The sequence below is a fragment of the Rummeliibacillus stabekisii genome (assembly GCF_007988965.1).
GTDB classification, from domain to species: Bacteria; Bacillota; Bacilli; order Bacillales_A; family Planococcaceae; genus Rummeliibacillus; species Rummeliibacillus stabekisii.
On sequence record NZ_BJVD01000004.1, the window covers coordinates 22025 to 39624 of the forward strand.

At 39.2% G+C, this 17600-nt stretch carries 13 protein-coding genes; 9 read left to right on the forward strand and 4 right to left on the reverse strand.

Annotated elements, in window-relative coordinates; genetic code table 11:
- A complete protein-coding gene (locus tag RST01_RS09235) occupies positions 1-426 on the reverse strand; it encodes a disulfide oxidoreductase (protein ID WP_066789636.1) in 426 nt (141 codons plus the stop codon).
- Between the two features lie 199 nt (positions 427-625).
- Here RST01_RS09235 and RST01_RS09240 point away from each other — a divergent pair, with 199 nt between their 5' ends.
- Both RST01_RS09240 and RST01_RS09245 read left to right on the forward strand, forming a co-directional pair.
- On the forward strand, positions 626-1741 hold the full coding sequence (locus RST01_RS09240) for a GAF domain-containing sensor histidine kinase (RefSeq protein WP_066789634.1): 1116 nt from the start codon (positions 626-628) through the stop codon (positions 1739-1741).
- 13 nt (positions 1742-1754) lie between these two features.
- Positions 1755-2396, forward strand: coding sequence for a response regulator (locus RST01_RS09245; RefSeq protein WP_147196197.1), 642 nt, complete (start codon positions 1755-1757; stop codon positions 2394-2396).
- Positions 2397-2497: 101 nt separating this feature from the next.
- Here RST01_RS09245 and RST01_RS09250 read toward each other — a convergent pair whose 3' ends face one another.
- Entirely contained in the window at positions 2498-3409 is a 912-nt protein-coding gene (locus RST01_RS09250; RefSeq protein WP_066789630.1) for a cation diffusion facilitator family transporter, read from the reverse strand.
- Between the two features lie 92 nt (positions 3410-3501).
- The gene (locus tag RST01_RS09255) at positions 3502-4848 is read right to left on the reverse strand and encodes a hemolysin family protein (RefSeq protein ID WP_244946690.1); all 1347 of its coding nucleotides are present in this window, start codon (positions 4846-4848) and stop codon (positions 3502-3504) included.
- 657 nt (positions 4849-5505) lie between these two features.
- Here RST01_RS09255 and RST01_RS09260 point away from each other — a divergent pair.
- The 4 genes from RST01_RS09260 (at position 5506) to RST01_RS09275 (ending at position 13776) form a co-directional block, all read left to right on the forward strand.
- Positions 5506-7245 carry an ABC transporter ATP-binding protein gene (locus RST01_RS09260; RefSeq protein ID WP_147196199.1) on the forward strand — a complete coding sequence of 580 codons (1740 nt, stop codon included), beginning with the start codon at positions 5506-5508 and terminating at the stop codon, positions 7243-7245.
- A complete protein-coding gene (locus RST01_RS09265) occupies positions 7245-8987 on the forward strand; it encodes an ABC transporter ATP-binding protein (protein ID WP_147196201.1) in 1743 nt (580 codons plus the stop codon). The genes RST01_RS09260 and RST01_RS09265 overlap by 1 nt, the downstream gene beginning before the upstream one ends.
- A gap of 201 nt (positions 8988-9188) precedes the next feature.
- Positions 9189-12998 (forward strand): DEAD/DEAH box helicase, encoded by a 3810-nt coding sequence (locus RST01_RS09270; protein WP_184117585.1) that lies wholly within the window; start codon positions 9189-9191, stop codon positions 12996-12998.
- A 7-nt stretch (positions 12999-13005) separates the two neighbouring features.
- Entirely contained in the window at positions 13006-13776 is a 771-nt protein-coding gene (locus tag RST01_RS09275) for a hypothetical protein (RefSeq protein WP_147196205.1), read from the forward strand.
- Positions 13777-13815: 39 nt separating this feature from the next.
- Here RST01_RS09275 and RST01_RS09280 read toward each other — a convergent pair whose 3' ends face one another.
- Positions 13816-14019, reverse strand: coding sequence for a YheE family protein (locus RST01_RS09280; RefSeq protein WP_066789620.1), 204 nt, complete (start codon positions 14017-14019; stop codon positions 13816-13818).
- A gap of 129 nt (positions 14020-14148) precedes the next feature.
- Here RST01_RS09280 and RST01_RS09285 point away from each other — a divergent pair, with 129 nt between their 5' ends.
- From RST01_RS09285 to RST01_RS09295, 3 genes are all read left to right on the forward strand, one after another.
- Entirely contained in the window at positions 14149-15288 is a 1140-nt protein-coding gene (locus RST01_RS09285; RefSeq protein ID WP_244946691.1) for a DUF445 domain-containing protein, read from the forward strand.
- Between the two features lie 68 nt (positions 15289-15356).
- On the forward strand, positions 15357-15704 hold the full coding sequence (locus RST01_RS09290) for a YlbF family regulator (protein ID WP_066789619.1): 348 nt from the start codon (positions 15357-15359) through the stop codon (positions 15702-15704).
- A 159-nt stretch (positions 15705-15863) separates the two neighbouring features.
- Entirely contained in the window at positions 15864-17378 is a 1515-nt protein-coding gene (locus RST01_RS09295) for a coproporphyrinogen III oxidase (protein ID WP_147196207.1), read from the forward strand.
- Positions 17379-17600: the final 222 nt, after the last annotated feature.

Below are 17600 nucleotides of genomic sequence, written 5' to 3' on the forward strand. Positions count from 1 at the left end.
TTATTTTTCCCCCTTAAGAACGTTCAGCATAAATATGCTTGTAGCAGCAATTAAGATAAAAGCTATGAGTGATAGAAACGGTATCGTGATAAAACCGAGCCAATTGATGTAATCGCCTATGCACGACACACGGCCGCATGATACAGCGGAATCTTGTAAGAAAGGAACCTTTTGGATTCCATAGTGATAGAGTGCTATACATGCACCTATACAAGAGAAGATAGCTGTAGTGACTGCGATGCGCGCATTTTTTTGGATATAGGCTACGCCAATAATAATGACGAGCGGGTACATAAAGATGCGCTGAATCCAGCATAACTTGCACGGCTCATAATGCTGCACTTCAGAAAAGAACAGTGAGCCCATCGTTGCGATTAGTGATACCACCCACATAAATAGTAAGCTATTTTCCAACTTTTTTGTCATGAGTAAACTCCTAATCTTTCAAAATTGAGATATTGATTGTTGCTATTTTAGCATACCTGCATAATGGTGAAAAGTGCAAGCAGACTTACTTGCTAACTTGCTAACTTGCTAACTTTTGGACATGCCAACATAAATGCCAATATTAGCTAACAATGATATGATGAATAGTATCAGTAAAAGGAAGAGGGAGCGGTAACCGATGCAGCCGACAGATCATTCAAATATACGCTTATTAAAAGAGATTGCAGAACTGCTAAATGAAGGAACTGAATTAAAGCCCATGCTAGAAGGGGCTCTCCGAAAATTTTTAGGGGGGACCAACTTTGAGACAGGCTGGATTTTCTTCATCAACGGTAAAGGAAAGCATGAACTTTTAGCACATGATAATTTACCGGAAGCTTTGTCCTATAATAAGTGCCAATTTTTAGAAAAGGGTGGCTGCTGGTGTTTATCGAAATATCGCAATCAAGAATTAAAGAAGGCTTCCAATATTATTGAATGTCAGCGCCTAGAAAGCGCAGCTTCTGCTAATGTAGGCGATTGTGCACGTATCACACACCATGCAACAGTACCGCTTCAATCGGGAAAGGAACGTTTTGGTTTACTAAATGTTGCTTCTCCAAATACGATTCGCTTTACTAATGATGAACTGGCACTACTTGAATCTGTAGCTTTCCAAATGGGTTCAGCTATTAAACGAATTCTGTTAACAAAACAAGAGCAGGAATTAGCATTGGTGCAAGAACGTAATCGATTAGCGAGAGATCTACATGATTCTGTGAATCAACTCTTATTTTCTGTCACATTGACTTCTCGTGGCGGAGAAGAGATGACTGATCAGGTTGAAATCAAGGAAACATTTAAGGAGATACAAAATTTGACGCAAGAGGCGTTAACAGAAATGCGGGCGCTCATCTGGCAGTTACGTCCTAAGGGCTTGGAAAGCGGACTGATGGAAGCAGTGAAAGGGTACGCTGAAATGCTCGGTTTACAGTTGAAAGTGAAAGTGACGGGGGTACTGCAATTGCCATCTCGTATTGAAGAAACGCTTTTTCGACTGACGCAAGAGGCCTTAAATAATATACGTAAACATGCAGGAGTAAAGAAGGCTGAAATTTTTGTCACCATTACAAATCGAGATGTACTGCTCGTTATTAAAGATGAAGGTCGTGGATTCCAAGTGGATTCACTTGTAAATCTACCATCGTTTGGGCTAAGGAGCATGAAAGACCGAACAACTTCTTTAGGCGGTACTATTGATTGGGTTAGTGAAATTGGAAAGGGGACGGAGATTTTAATCCGCCTGCCATACTAGGGGGGAAGAAAAAATGATAAAAGTGTTAATCGTGGATGATCATCATGTTGTAAGAAGAGGCCTTTTGTTTTTCTTGAAAACACAAAAGGATATAGAAGTTGTCGGGGAAGCGAGTAACGGTAAGGAAGCGATTGAACTGACAGCATCACTTCAACCTGATATTATCCTTATGGATTTGGTGATGCCTGAAATGGATGGAATCAAGGCAACCAAGCACATTAAAGCGAAATATCCAAATATCCAGATTATCATGCTGACAAGCTTCTCTGATCGCGATCATGTAGTTCCTGCCATAGAAGCGGGAGCAGCAGGGTATCAATTGAAAGACATTGAACCAGATGAGCTTGTGTTGGCCATCCGTAGAGTGATGGACGGAGAGAATATTATGCATCCGCAAGTAACCACTCAGCTTATCCAAAATCAAGAAATGACCAGCGAACTGCCACATATGCTGCATCCGTTGACTAATAGGGAACAAGATGTCTTGGGAGAATTGACGAAGGGGAAAAGCAATAAAGAAATTGCGTCCTCTCTTTTTGTAACAGAAAAAACAGTCAAAACCCACATCTCTAACATTTTTGCAAAGCTTGAAGTACAGGACCGTACGCAGGCTGCATTGTACGCAGTTAAACATGGACTAACATCAACTGAATAACTTATTTGGATTCGAGTAATATAGATACACAAAATAAAACCGAGCAGATATGAAAATAAAATTCATATCCGCTCGGTTACTTTTATATGAGCATTTTTAGGCTATTTTTTATGTGGATTAAATATATTTTGATCCAGAACTCGTTCTAATCCTTCTGGTTCGATGTGGACAAGTGAAACAGCAAAAGGCTTCGCTAGTTTAATTGTGTTTTCAATTTCCTCTGTAATCTGATGGCTTTGCCAAACATCTAATTGGGGATCGACCGTTACGGTCAAATCTACAAATATTAGGTTTCCATGATTGCGTCCCTTTAAATCGACTAGTTCAATCACACCATCTACATTTTTAATGAGAACGGACAAAGCCTCTAGCTCTGCTTCGTCAAAGCCATCTGTCAACGCATGGACAGCTTCAAAGAAAATATCATAGGCCGTCTTAATAATTAAAGCACCTACTAAAAATGCTGTGATGGAATCAATAATTGGAAACCCAAAGATAGCGCCCAAAATACCAATGGCAGTTCCGAAGCTGACCCAAGCATCCGAACGATTATCATAAGCTGCTGCTTTAATAGCAGAACTGTTAATTCTTTTTGCTAGGCGAATATTGAACATATATACCAGAAACATGACAATGCCACTGCCAAGGGCTACAACAGCTGTTAAGAGGGATGGAGCCGTATGATGTTCCTCAAAAAAGCTTTTCCCAGCATTTAATAGTACCTGCAAACCAACAATCGCCATGATAAATGACGCGATAAGGGAGGAGATGGTCTCTGCCCGCAAATGGCCATATTGGTGATCTTTATCTGGTGGCTTCTGTGAAATCCTAAGGCCTACTAGAACGGCCGCGGAGGCAATGATATCTGTAGTATTGTTTAGTCCATCTGCTTTTAAAGCTGTCGAATGGCCGATAAAGCCAATGATTAGCTTTACGCTGCTTAAGACTAGGTACGTCAGAATACTGAGCCAGGCTCCTTTTTCCCCTTGTCTTAAGTTTGTATATAAGTCCACAATGTTTCCTCCTCGCAAAAGTTTCAAACAAGCGAAAACGACGCACACTACAGAATAGTGTGCGTCGTTCCATGTTTTGTTAAACAAGATAATTAGTTAGGCTGTATTGGTTCTGCTACAGTAGCAGCAGTCTCTGAACTCTTTGGAAGTTTGATTACTTCTAAGTATAGTATATGGTGGCCATCTAATTCTTTAATAATAAATTCATAACCTTGCTCAGTGATTTTCTCACCTTTAACCGCTTCAAAATCTTTTGTCATAAACCATCCGCCAATTGTATCGATATCATCCTCTTCAATACGAATGCCTAAGAAGTCATTTACATTTTCAATCAGCATCTTAGCATCGAAAATAAAATGATCCTTGTCAACTTTACGAATCTCAGGCACTTCATCTTGGTCGAATTCATCGCGGATGTCACCAACGATTTCCTCAATAATATCTTCAATTGTAACAAGGCCGGATGTGCCGCCGTATTCATCCATTAAAATAGCCATATGAATACGTTCACGTTGGAATTTTAAAAGTAAATCACTAATTGGCATTGTTTCAAATACCCGTATAATCGGCTGCATATATTGTGTTACTGATGTAGCGCCTTTTGCCGGATTTTTGATATACGCTGTAAGCAAATGCTTCATATTTACAAGGCCGATAATATGGTCCTTGTCACCTTCAATAATAGGGTAGCGCGTATATTGTTCAACACCCATTACTTCAAATACTTCTTTTAGTGTCAGTTCTTTTTCAATGCCAATGATTTCTGTACGAGGGACCATGATTTCCTTGGCTGTGCGATCATCGAATTCAAAAATGCTATTCACATATTTGTATTCGGATTGGTTGATCTCTCCGCCTTTTAAACTATCGGATAAGATAATCCTTAATTCTTCTTCCGTCATGGCAACCTCAGATTCATTTGTAGGTTTAAGGCCAAACAGTCTTGCTAAACCATTTGCGGACGAATTTAAAATCTTAATGAATATAAACATCACATTGTGGAAACCAATTAAAAATCCGGAAACGCCGAGTGCGACATTTTCTGCTTTTTGAATGGCCAATGTTTTTGGTGCCAATTCTCCGACGACAACATGTACAAATGTCACAATCGAGAAGGATATGATAAATGAAAGGACCGTTGTAACACTATTATTAAGTTGCAGCAAGTTAAAGAGCGGCTCTAACAATTTGGCTACTGTTCCTTCACCTAACCAACCGAGACCGAGTGAGGTAATCGTAATACCCAGCTGGCACGCGGATAAATATTCATCTAAATTAGAAATTACTTTTTTCGCTTTAATGGCTTTTTTGTTGCCTTCAGCGATTAATTGATCAATACGAGTTGTTCTAACCTTTACGATAGCAAACTCTGTTGCTACGAAAACTGCTGAACATGCGATCAAGACAGCAAACGCTGTCAATCGTATGGCTATGTCCAAAGACTTCCTTTGTTCCAAGACCCAAATGAGGGGGAGAACAAAGTGTACACCTCCTGTGAAATGAAAAATATTTTAGTAAGATAATCATAAAATATTTAGCGAAAAAAAACAAATCATCACCTTCTATTTGTTATGATTTACTAATAAAATTGGTCTTTTGCCACCAAATAGGGGAAATAGTATATTCATTGGTAGTGTATTAACTCTATTAAAGTACCTATCAAAAGACATGAAAAATCAGAAAAAAGGGTTGATTAAATATAAAATAACTAATTTTATAAATTTTTAGAAAAATCATTGACACTAACAAAAACGCAATGCTAATATTAAGGAACACTAAATAATATATGGGAAATGGAGGTAATTAACATGAAAATGATACGCAACAATCTTATAACTCAATATCATAATGTTTCTCCTGCTCCTATTAACTTCAATTGAATTAGTAGATGTTACGGGAGGGTTCCGTACTCTTTTATGCTGGCGCATGCTCTTATAAGGGTATGCGCTTTTTTGTGTTCCTAATTCAATCATTAGTGTAAAACAAACAAAGGAGAGAGCAGTATGTACTATCAAAAAATGAAAAAGCATTTAAACAAGGATTCGATAGAAGATGGCTAGCTAAGAAAGCGAAAGAAGAGAGGAAGGAAAAGATAAATGTTCGATGTATTAGTGAAATTACAGTGGTTTTTTAAAGAAAATAGAAAAAGATATACAATCGCAGTGGCCTTGCTTATAGTGGCTAATGCTTTTGAAGTTATTCCACCATGGCTAATCGGCAAGTCGATAGACGCTATCCATAGAGAAACGCTGACGACTACTTTGCTGTTTCAATTCCTTGGAGGATTGGCAATTGTCATGACTTTAGCCTATATTGTCAACTTCGTATGGCAATTCCAACTATTTGGCGGCTCAAACGTGATTGAGCGTAGGCTGCGTAAAAACTTAATGCAGCAATTTTTACGAATGTCTCCGCCATTTTACGAACGTAACCGTACAGGTGACTTGATGGCAAGAGCGACCAATGATTTACGCGCTGTTTCTGAGACAGCGGGTTTTGGTATTATGACACTCTTAGATTCGACCTTATATCTAGGCACGATATTGCTGATGATGGCTTTTTCTGTATCTTGGAAATTAACGCTAGCAGCTATTATTCCACTACCTATTTTAGCGATTACCATGCAAATGCTAGGGAAAAAAATTCATGAAAAATATACAATCGCCCAAGATGCGTTTGGCCATATGAATGATAGTGTACTAGAGGCAGTTGAAGGTGTGCGTGTTGTTCGTGCATATGTGCATGAGAGAGAAACAGAAAACAAGTTCGGTGAAATGACAGAAGATGTATACAAAAAAAATATGGATGTAGAACGGATTGATGCATGGTTTACACCCATCACAAGAGTCTTAACAGGCCTAAGCTATATGATCGGTCTTGGATACGGAGCCTATTTGGTTTCCATCGGGGATATAACACTAGGCAAACTGATTTCGTTTAACGTGTATCTTGGTATGATCGTTTGGCCAATGTTTGCAATTGGCGAGCTGATCAATGTCATGCAGCGGGGAAATGCATCGCTTGACCGTGTGCAAGAAACGTTAAATGAAACAGAAGATGTAAAAGACCCGTCCGCACCAGTCGTAGTGGAAAGTCCAAATTCAATCGATTTCCAAGACGTCACATTCCAATATCCGCAATCACAGTCTATTAACTTAGCTCACTTGGATATTTCATTGAAGAAGGGGCAGACATTAGGGATTGTAGGGAAAACAGGGAGTGGCAAAACGACAATTGTCAAACAGCTACTAAAAGAGTATCCGACAGGTGAAGGGGCATTACAAATTTCTGAAGAAGAAATCGGTGCCCAAAGTAAAGAACAAGTACGGAAGTGGATTGGCTATGTGCCTCAGGATCATGTGCTTTTCTCTCGTACGATTAGAGAAAATATTCTATTTGGAAAACAGGATGCGACAGAGGAAGAGCTGAAAGAAGCGATCCGTGTTTCATGTTTTGATAACGATTTACAGATGCTGCCGATGGGATTAGATACCATGGTAGGAGAGAAAGGCGTTTCACTTTCTGGAGGGCAAAAGCAACGGATATCTATTGCACGTGCTTTAATCCGTGATCCTGAAATTCTTATTTTGGATGATTCTCTTTCAGCTGTGGATGCAAAAACAGAAAGCAGAATCGTGAAAAATATCCAAGAGGAAAGACAGGATAAAACAACGATTATTGTGACACACCGTTTGTCTGCTATCATGCATGCAGATTGGATTATCGTCCTTGAAAACGGAAAGATCATAGAAGAAGGAACGCATAGCGATCTCCTCAAGCAAAACGGTTGGTATAAAGAGCAACACAATCGCCAGCAGATCGAGGGGGCGAAATAATGAACACTACACAAAGACTTTGGCAATACGCGCTGCTTTATAAAAAAACATTGCTGATAGGGCTAATCCTCTTGGCTATCGCCGTAGCAGCAGATTTGGCAGGACCGTTTGTCGCCAAGAAAATTATTGATGACCATATCGCCAAATCAGTAACAAATGGTTTGGAATTCAAGCCTATTGCAGTTTTATTGGCGGTATTCTTCGGCCTAGCGGTGACAACAGCTATCTTCCGTTATGGCCAATATATCATGCTGCAAGTGGGCGCGAACCGCATTATTCAAAAAATGCGAAACGATGTCTATAAGCATATTCAAACATTGCCGATCAACTATTTTGACCGATTGCCAGCAGGTAAGGTGGTCTCACGCGTAACGAATGATACAGAGGCCATTCATGATTTGTTCGTGACAGTTGTCTCGCAATTTGCGGCTAGCTTCATGACTATCTTCGGTGTCTACATTGCGCTTTTCATCTTAGATTGGAAAATGGCCTGCTACGCATTGCTTGTTATTCCGATGCTGATTGTATGGGCCATTCTTTACCGTAAATATGCGGCGAAATACAACCATATCGTTCGTGGGAAACTGTCAGATATGAACGGTATGATCAATGAATCAATCAACGGTATGACGATTATCCAAGCGTTTGGTCAAGAAAAGCAAATTGAAGGCGAGTTCAATGAATTAAATGATGAATATTATAAATATCAAAACAAACTAGTTTTCTTGGATGCTGTGACTTCTCACAATTTAGTAAATGTCATCCGATCACTGACATTTATTATGTTCATCTGGTATTTTGGAAGCGCAGAGTTGGATGGTCAAACAGCCATTTCTGTCGGGATGCTATATGCATTTGTAGACTACATCACTAGGCTTTTCAACCCTGTTACTAATATCGTCAATCAGCTTGCACGCCTTGAAAGAGCAAATGTTGCCTCTGAACGTGTATTTGAATTGCTAGATGAAGAAGGGGAAGCAGTCGATGATACCCGTATTCCACGATATAAAGGTGATGTAGCATTCAACCATGTATGGTTTGCATACAAAGATGAGGAATATGTATTAAAAGATATTAATTTTGAAGCAAAGCAAGGGCAGACAGTCGCGCTAGTGGGTCATACGGGATCTGGCAAAAGCTCCATTATGAATTTGCTGTTTCGTTTTTACGATGTAACGAAAGGGTCGATTACCGTTGACGGCAAAGATATACGAGACTGCTCCCGCCAAACTCTTCGCGAACATATGGGGATTGTTTTACAGGATCCGTATTTATTCACAGGGACCATCGCATCGAATGTTAGCTTAGATGATCCGCATATCTCAAGAGAGACTGTGGAAGAAGCGCTAAAAGCAGTTGGCGGAGATCGCGTGTTAGAGAACTTGCCAGGTGGACTGGATGAGCCAGTGATTGAAAAAGGAAGCACTCTGTCATCTGGACAGCGCCAGCTCATTTCTTTCGCTCGTGCGCTTGCATTCAATCCAGCGATTTTGATATTAGATGAAGCAACGTCCAATATCGATACAGAAACGGAAGAAATCATCCAACATGCAATGGATGTATTGAAAAAAGGACGTACGACATTCATCATCGCCCACAGGCTATCTACTATTAAAAATGCAGACCACATTTTAGTACTAGATAGAGGCGAGATTGTGGAACAAGGAACGCATGATGAACTTCTGCTTCATGGCGGAAGGTATAATCAAATGTATAAACTGCAGTCCGGTGAAATAAAGTAAAATTCACTTAGTAGAGTTAGAAAAAATAAGATAAATTTTTTCTAAGCCTTACATGCAAAAAATCCAACGATGAAGAATCTTTCTTCGTTGGATTTTTTCTTTTTGGCAAATTTCCACACCACGCATAAGGCAAAAAACTGGTATGATAGAAATTAGTTTTTTAAAAAAGATATTGAGTTTAAAAGAAAGGAAGTTATGTTCATGGGACAAGTTATTGCTAAGCCAAGCACATTGCGTACAAACATCATATTAACGAACAAATCACGTGCAGGCATATTAGCATTCATGAAAGATGAACAAGCTTTTTTTCATCTTCAAAAGTCGTTTGTAGTCCATATTGAACACGTTCAAAACACTGCAAAAGATGAAATGGCAGCTACACTTTATTTTGGACCAGACGAGAACCAATCACTCTCCAAGGTGCTAGATGGTTGTGTTGGCGTGATGAATTGTGTCGTGAAATATGACGGGCTGCTAGCAACAAACTTTCGCGTACTTAGCAGTGGTGTTCCTGTTCACACAAATAGGCGGCTAAAGACTACCATTGAATTTGCTATCAATGCGAGCAACACAGTTGGTTTGCCGATTGAGCTGCATAATACGATCCGTCAATTGCCTATTGCAGAGGAACGATCTAAATATGTTCAAAAGCGGATCGCCAGCTGGGAAGGCTACTTAAGTATACAAGAACGCGATGCAACGATGGATGACTTCCGTGCTACATTTACAGATTATAAATGCAACGAAAATTTCACTTATATGACTATTGCCATCAATGGGATAAAGGAAAAAGAGTGGCAAAAAGTGAAGGGTTTAAGCGTTAAAATTCAAGGAGCGAAAGAAGACCTTGGAACGGTCATTAAATCAAATCCAAAAAAGAAAACAGTCGAAATCGAACTGCGGCCGTTTATTCAAAGTCAGCTTCGAAAGGACAAATGGCATCCGAAAACGAAAGAATTAGTGTTTAGCAACTTTGCGACACTTAGCCAAATCAGACGTCTTCGCAAGGGGTTCAGTGATTTGGAGAAGGGGCTTGCTGCCAATGCAAATCTAGAAAAAATCCTATTCGAAGAGAGGCCGAGAATTAATCAGCCTAAAAAGAAAGTTTCATTGGATTTCGATAATCGCCTAAATGAATTTCAGAGAGAAGCTGTTGCCGGAGCTCTTTCAGCGGAAGATTTATACGTCATTCAAGGTCCGCCTGGTACAGGGAAGACTACGGTTATATCAGAAATCTGCCAGCAAAATGCCAAGGCTGGTCTTAGAACATTAGTAGCGTCACAATCCAACTTGGCTGTCGACAATGCGCTAAGCAGGCTCCTCTCAAATAAAGATATCCGAATTCTTCGCTATGGACGTACGGAAAGCATCGAAGAAGAAGGCAAAAGGTTTATTGAAGAGAATGTAGCGCAATATTGGCGAGAGCAAACTCTGCATGATCTAGAAGAAGAACTGTCGAGACAAACCGACAATACAGCATTATTAGATGAAAAAATAGCCAAAAAAGAAACCGAACTTCAAGGGCTGAGATCTGAAATTGAAAGCCTTCAAAAGAAATTGGAGGAACAAAAGCGGGCCGAAGTAGAGGTTGAAGCAACACAACAAGAAATCAAAGAATTAAAAAAGAAATTGGGCGCTTTAAGAAAAGAATCACGTGAAGCTGAGGAACGCTTAGAAGCCATCATCAAGCAAAAGACACAAGAAGAGCAACAAATCAGGGAGTTCGAGGAGTTGCTTGGGCAATATGGTTCTCTTAGCCATTTAGAAGAGCTAGAAGTCCAAAAACAATCCGAAAAAGCAAGCCTACAAAAAGATATTTCATATTTAAACAACAAAAGTGAGCTAGAAAAAGCAGAGCACGCTTTGAAAAACGCAAGGCTTGCCTATGGAGAGTGGCATGAAAAACATCAAGCATTGCAAAAAGCTCAGCAGGATGTTGAAAGTTGCGGCAAAATTCAAGAACTGCAGGGAATCATGGAGAAAAACGGCATTCAGCCGAATGCAAAGATAGAGTGGCAACAGCAATCATTTGAACGCATTCAAGCGCAGATGTTCGGATACACCGAGTGGAAAGAAGTAAGAGAACGCTTATTTTCTGCAATCGGCTACTTAGAAGGTAAAATTGGTCCCTCAAAAAGCGAGGAAATTCAAAAACAAGTAGAAGCTCAAGCCGCAAATGGCTATTCTTCATACGCTATCAGAGAAATTGATTCAGCGATTGATCATTTCAAAAGGTTTTTAGTAGATACAAAAGAAGTCTATGTTAACCAACTGTATGTATATCTTGAACGCCTATATAACCGTCGCATCTTTGTCGACGAACAATTTGGCATGCTTGAAAACCAACGGCAGGAGATCATGCGCCTGTTCCATATGATGAAGGAAGAAGCAGCGAGTCTCGTCTCTTATCTTCTGAATGCTTCATTACAGCATAAAAGCAGCTTGATGAATGCAGGGAACAGATGGAAAAGTGAAGTAGAACAGTTACAGCAAAGATTGCCAGATTCATCTGAAGAAGATAAAGAATTGCTGCCGCTTGAAGAATTAAAAGAAATTCTCGCAGGGCAAGAGAGAGACCTACAAGAACTTCTAGCACACAAACAAAAAATCCAAATTACCACGCCAAAAATCGAAGAGATAAAAGGGCAGCTGGAACACTCTTTAATAGAAGAAAGTGAAATTTCTGCACAGCTCGCTGAAATAAAGAAAGAAAGCCAAAAAACGAATGAAGAAGGCTTGGCACAAGAGAAAAAATTAAAAGCATTGGAAGAGCTGCTCCGAGAAGATGTAACGCGCAAACTCGATTATGTCAAAGAAGCAATTCAACATGTAGAAGTCGCAATTGCAGATTTGCAGCATGAGAAGCAGCAATTGCCAATAAAGCAAGAGCTCCAAAAGCAATGGCACAAGCTTCTGCTTGAAGCTAGCGAACATGATTTAGATGAAATTAAAAAGCTATATGTAAACCATGCTAATGTGATTGGGACTACCTGTGTCGCATCGGGTAGGAAAGAATTTATGGACAACTACCCTACATTTGATGTTGTGATCATTGATGAAGTGTCGAAAGCAACACCACCTGAATTGTTGCTACCAATGCTTAAAGGCAAAAAGATTATTTTGGTAGGAGACCATCACCAGCTTCCTCCGCTTATTGGCGATGATACATTGGAAGAAACGTTAAAGGCCATGATGGAGGAAAACAAAGAGCTAGATGAAACAAACGAATTAAAGAAACTGCTGAAAGAGTCATTATTTGAACGCCTGTTTAAAAACCTTCCGAAGACAAATAAACAGATGCTGGCAATTCAGTACCGTATGCATGAAAAAATTATGGATACGATTTCTCCATTTTATGAAAATGAAGACGATCGACTTCAATGTGGGCTCGAAGATTCTGATACAGCACGAGACCATTTCTTAGAAAGCCACTTTGTAAAGCGCCATAATCATTTATTGTGGGTTGATACACCAAATGAAAAACCATATTTAGAAGAGCAGATGAAGAATGGCAAAAGCCGATATAATCCAGGCGAGCTTGATATCATTCGAGATATGCTGCGGGATTTAGATCATGCGACAGAAATGGCAATCAGCCAGGGTGGTCTAGAAGCTGGTGTGAAGAAGAGTGTTGGCGTGATTAGCTTTTACGGAGAACAAGTGAAGAAGATCGACCATTTAATTCAACAGGAACTACAATTGCCGAACCTTCATTTGCGTACAGGGACAGTTGACCGTTTCCAAGGGATGGAGATGGATGTCATCATTGTCAGTATGGTCCGCAACGCTACACATAAAGGCGGAGACATTGGATTTGCAAATGACTATCGCCGTTTGAATGTAGCACTGTCTCGAGCAAGGGAGTTACTCGTATTAGTCGGCAGTACTGAAATGTTTACAAAGCGTGCCAAACGAAAAGAATCCCGCAACATGTACAGCCATCTGCTACAAGTGGTGAAAGAGCAGAAGGGATGGCTTAATCATGAAGGAAATCCCGTTGTAAGGAAGTAGAAGAAACATGTTAAATGAATTAGAGAAAAAGCTCACAGAGCAAGTAAACAAAGACCCGCAAGTTAAAATTCTATCCGTATCCCGCTGGTGTTTTCCTGTTCAAACGGTTGAGTGTATCTTCCATCCAGTGAAGCGGGAAACCATGGATATTTTGATGAAAATGATTTTATTAAGCGTACAGAAAGCAGAAATAAAGGATCCAAAAGAACTTAGTGATTTATTGCTAGTGGAAGAGCTGTTTGTGTTGGATTTATTGCAAAAGCTTATGCGTAAAGGTTTGGTTGAAAAAGAAGTCTATTATCAGTTGACCGTTAAAGGGGAGCGTCAGCTGGAGAATGGTATCTATGAAGAGGAAATGGAAGAAGAAACACAGCAGCTTCTCTATAGTGCTACCCATCATCTATTACTTTCAGGAGATATGGATAAGGTAGACCGTATCGATGAACTACCGGAACCATTCAAGTACGCAAGCGAAGAGACGATTGATCTAGACGAAATGGAGATCATCGATGCGCTTCAAAAAACACGCGAAATGCAGGAAGAGGAAGATCAAGACGAGGAGAAAGTTCAAACATTCATTACGTCAATTGACTCCAAAAAAACGATTCAAATTCACGATGTACCATGTATTCAATACGTCCTCTATAATCGTGACAGTGATTTACTATATGTCCGCGTTTGGAATACATTAACGGATCAATGGGATGAAAACCTCGAAAATATGCTGGCAGCAAAAGATCTGCTCGATTTTAGGAGAGAGTATTTGGAGAAAGAATAATTCGCTCGTATGCTTGTATACGCTACGAGCGAATATGTATTAGTCATACACATGAAAAAGCATTAATTCATGTACCATTTTTTTTACTTTTTCTTCATCTGGCGGAATGGCACCAGTCCATTTAATACTGCCATCTTGTTCATATATGCCTTCATAGCGATTTTGCTTATAAAAAAACTGTATAGTCCAACCAGGCAATTGCTGATTGTCAAAGAATGGCTTATAACTAAAATGCTGAATCACAAATCCATCTCCCTTCTCCTACTTTAGTATAAGTTGCGACTGGATTATTTGAAAGAAATTGCTAATATTTTTATTATCATGAACGTCTCTGTTATAATATAGCTACTTCAGAGAAACGGGTGAAAAAGGTTGAATACTATACTGACAATCGTATTTATGACGGTAATTGGCGCAGTGATTGGCGGATTTACAAACCATATCGCTATCAAAATGCTTTTTAGACCGCATAATCCTATATATATCGGTTCGTGGCGCGTTCCATTCACGCCAGGTTTGATTCCGAAACGAAGAGAAGATTTAGCAAGGCAACTAGGGAAAACAGTAGTGAATTATTTGCTGACGCCTGAGATGTTTCGCAAAAAACTATTTACCGTAAAAAACAGGGAACTAGTAGAAGGCTGGTTGAATGACAAAATCCGAAAGCTCTTATTCACGGATGAAAAAACACTCAACGATTGGCTGACGCAAATAGGCGCTGCTCATATGCCTGATATAATAGAACAAAAAATGGATCAGGCTGTAGCGGAGCAGTTGGACAAGATAAAGAACGTACTATCCAACGAATCGATTGAGTCTTTGCTTCCAGAATCATGGGAAGCAAAAGCGAATAAAAAGATTCCAGAAATGTCTCGTTACATTTTAGAAAAAGCAGGCGGCTATTTTGAATCGCCTGAAGGAACACAAACAATCAAACGTTTGATTGATGACTTCTTAGAATCAAAGGGAACAGTTGGCGGCATGATTCAAATGTTTTTAGGCGATTCCAAATCGCTTGTAGGCCGTGTCCAAAAAGAAATCAACAAATTCATTCATGCGCCTGGAACGATGGTTTTATTAACTAATCTCTTGTCTAATGAATGGCAAAAAGTAAAAGTCCAATCTGTTACGAATTTATTTGGAGATTTAGATTTCACATCAACGACATACAGGATCCAAAGCTATGCGAAAAAGGAACTTGCGTTGCAAAGCCGTTTGGACAAGCCACTTGTGCATTACTGGCAAGAAGGACCAGAATGGTTTGCTAGCAATATAGTTCCGCAAATGACTGAAAAAGGTTTTGTTCTTGCTGAAAGTCAGCTTGAAGATGCCATCAAACGCTTAAATCTAGAACAAATCGTTAAGGAACAGGTAGACTCCTTCCCAGTATCTGTACTGGAGGATTTGGTGCTAGGCATCTCGAAAAAAGAATTCAAGATGATCACTGTATTAGGTTTTGTACTTGGAGGACTTATTGGGATTATTCAAGGAATTGTGGTGACTATCTTCTAATTGAAGAGCCTTTTGAATATATCTACTAGAGAGTAAATGACGAAAACAAAAAGAAAGCAGGGGATCATATGGTTAACATTTATAATGAAATCAATGCATTAGAAGGAACTTTCCGTAAAACTAATGAATATTCAGCCTTGAAAAAAGCGATTGAAACAGTAAAGGGCGATAAAGAGGCAAAGGCTATTTTTAAGAGTTTCAGAGAGGTACAAATGAAACTTCAGAAAAAACAAATGCAAGGCGAGCAAATTGGCGAAGATGAGTTACAATATGCTCAAAAAACTGCACAGCTAGCTCAGCAAAATAAAAAAATTGCCAACATGCTGCAAGCAGAAATGGCTTTAAGCGGATTGATTGAAGAAATTAATCGTACATTAGTCAAACCAATTGAAGGATTGTATAATGAATTAAATTAGTTTTGTACTGCAGGCAACGTGAAAATACGTTGTCTGCGTTTTTTTTTTAAGAGAATGCACCTATAACTAATTACGCTTTGAACGATAAAATTTGCTACAATAGGTGAGATGGTTTGAAATCAGAGGGATTGAAACACATGGTAGAAAGAAGTGACTGGAATGAAAGTATTAAAAATAAATCCCGCATATCCGCAAGACTTTATGCGTGTTTTTCATGATATTACAAACTTATTTTTTGAAGATACAAAGATAGCGAAAAAAGAGATGGTGCCTGATTTAGAGGTGCATTTTACACATTCAATCAGTGATGACCATCTAATTAAAACAGAGGCAGAACTACATGCAGAGGATGAAATTTACCGAAGCCATTATGAACAACAATATGAAAACGAAGGCACGGAAAGAGAACAGAAGATTCGTTTGAAAAGAGCTTTATCACATGTTTTGCTCGATACCTTAGAGCAAATGACAGAAATTAAGCAGCAGTGGGGAATCCTAACGGGTATTCGTCCGACAAAGCTTTACCATAAATTTCGTAAAGCAGGCTTAACAGACGAAGAGATTCATCAAAAATTGGTATCTGAATTTAGCTTGTCAGATGAAAAGATACACATGCTGAAGAAAATTGTTCAAACACAATTAAAGACGATACCTGATTTAGATCAGATTCACCAAGAAGTCAGCATCTATATAGGTATTCCTTTCTGTCCAACGAAATGTGCGTACTGTACGTTTCCTGCATATGCGATCCAAAGTAACAGAAAACAAGGACGTGTTGCGACATTCCTAGATGGCTTACATTATGAAATAGAAGAAATGGGCAAGTGGCTTAAAGAGAATAATATAAAAATCACTTCTGTTTACTTTGGAGGAGGTACGCCCACTTCAATAGAAGCAGATGAAATGGATGCGCTATACAAAACGATGTTTGATTCATTCCCATATATGGAGGAAGTCCGCGAAATTACAGTAGAAGCAGGAAGACCGGATACCATTACAGAAGAAAAGTTAGAAGTGCTGAAAAAGTGGGGAATTGATCGCATCAGCGTAAATCCTCAATCGTATACAGACGAAACGTTGAAAGCGATTGGACGACACCATAGCGTTCAAGAGACCATAGATAAATTTTGGATGGCTAGAAAGTCTGGCATGAATAATATTAATATGGACTTGATCATCGGTCTTCCAAATGAAGGGCTGGATGAATTTGAACATTCAATAGAAGAAACAGAAAAAATGATGCCGGAATCTTTGACAGTCCATACACTAAGTTTCAAACGTGCTTCCGAAATGACGCATAACAAGGAAAAATATAAAGTGGCGGATCGTAAAACAGCGGAAGCCATGATGCACCGTGCACATAGCTGGACAGAGGAGCATGGCTATACACCGTATTATTTATATAGACAAAAAAATATTTTGGGGAATTTAGAAAATGTCGGCTATTCGCTACCAGGCGAAGAAAGCATCTATAATATAGCAATCATGGAAGAAGCTCAAACCATCATTGGCTTAGGATGTGGTGCTTCTACAAAGCTTGTTAATAATGCCACAGGAAAAATTAATCAGTATCACAATCCCAAAGAACCTGCCCAATATATTTTAACGTATCAAGATGCCTTCGATAAAAAAATCGACGCACTTAACGAACTATATGATATTGTGAAGAAATAAGCACCCATGCAATTTCTATACGGATTCTGTATAGAAATTGCTTTTTTATTTCCAAATACAGACATATCTTGTAGATAATCAGGCTATACATAAATAACACATATTTAGCATAGGATAAATCATGTTAGGCAACGGACAACCTAGAGCAATAATGGTATAATAATTAGTACAATACAGAGTAAACGACATTATTCGACAGATTCATAGTCTTTAGTCGGCGGA

What these genes read in the sequence shown, in the direction of transcription:
- RST01_RS09235 (WP_066789636.1), bottom strand. Translation starts at nt 426, where the DNA reads ATGACAAAAAAGTTGGAAAATAGCTTACTATTTATGTGGGTGGTATCA.
- RST01_RS09240 (WP_066789634.1), top strand. Translation starts at nt 626, where the DNA reads ATGCAGCCGACAGATCATTCAAATATACGCTTATTAAAAGAGATTGCA.
- RST01_RS09245 (WP_147196197.1), top strand. Translation starts at nt 1,755, where the DNA reads ATGATAAAAGTGTTAATCGTGGATGATCATCATGTTGTAAGAAGAGGC.
- RST01_RS09260 (WP_147196199.1), top strand. Translation starts at nt 5,506, where the DNA reads ATGTTCGATGTATTAGTGAAATTACAGTGGTTTTTTAAAGAAAATAGA.
- RST01_RS09265 (WP_147196201.1), top strand. Translation starts at nt 7,245, where the DNA reads ATGAACACTACACAAAGACTTTGGCAATACGCGCTGCTTTATAAAAAA.
- RST01_RS09270 (WP_184117585.1), top strand. Translation starts at nt 9,189, where the DNA reads ATGGGACAAGTTATTGCTAAGCCAAGCACATTGCGTACAAACATCATA.
- RST01_RS09275 (WP_147196205.1), top strand. Translation starts at nt 13,006, where the DNA reads ATGTTAAATGAATTAGAGAAAAAGCTCACAGAGCAAGTAAACAAAGAC.
- RST01_RS09290 (WP_066789619.1), top strand. Translation starts at nt 15,357, where the DNA reads ATGGTTAACATTTATAATGAAATCAATGCATTAGAAGGAACTTTCCGT.
- RST01_RS09295 (WP_147196207.1), top strand. Translation starts at nt 15,864, where the DNA reads ATGAAAGTATTAAAAATAAATCCCGCATATCCGCAAGACTTTATGCGT.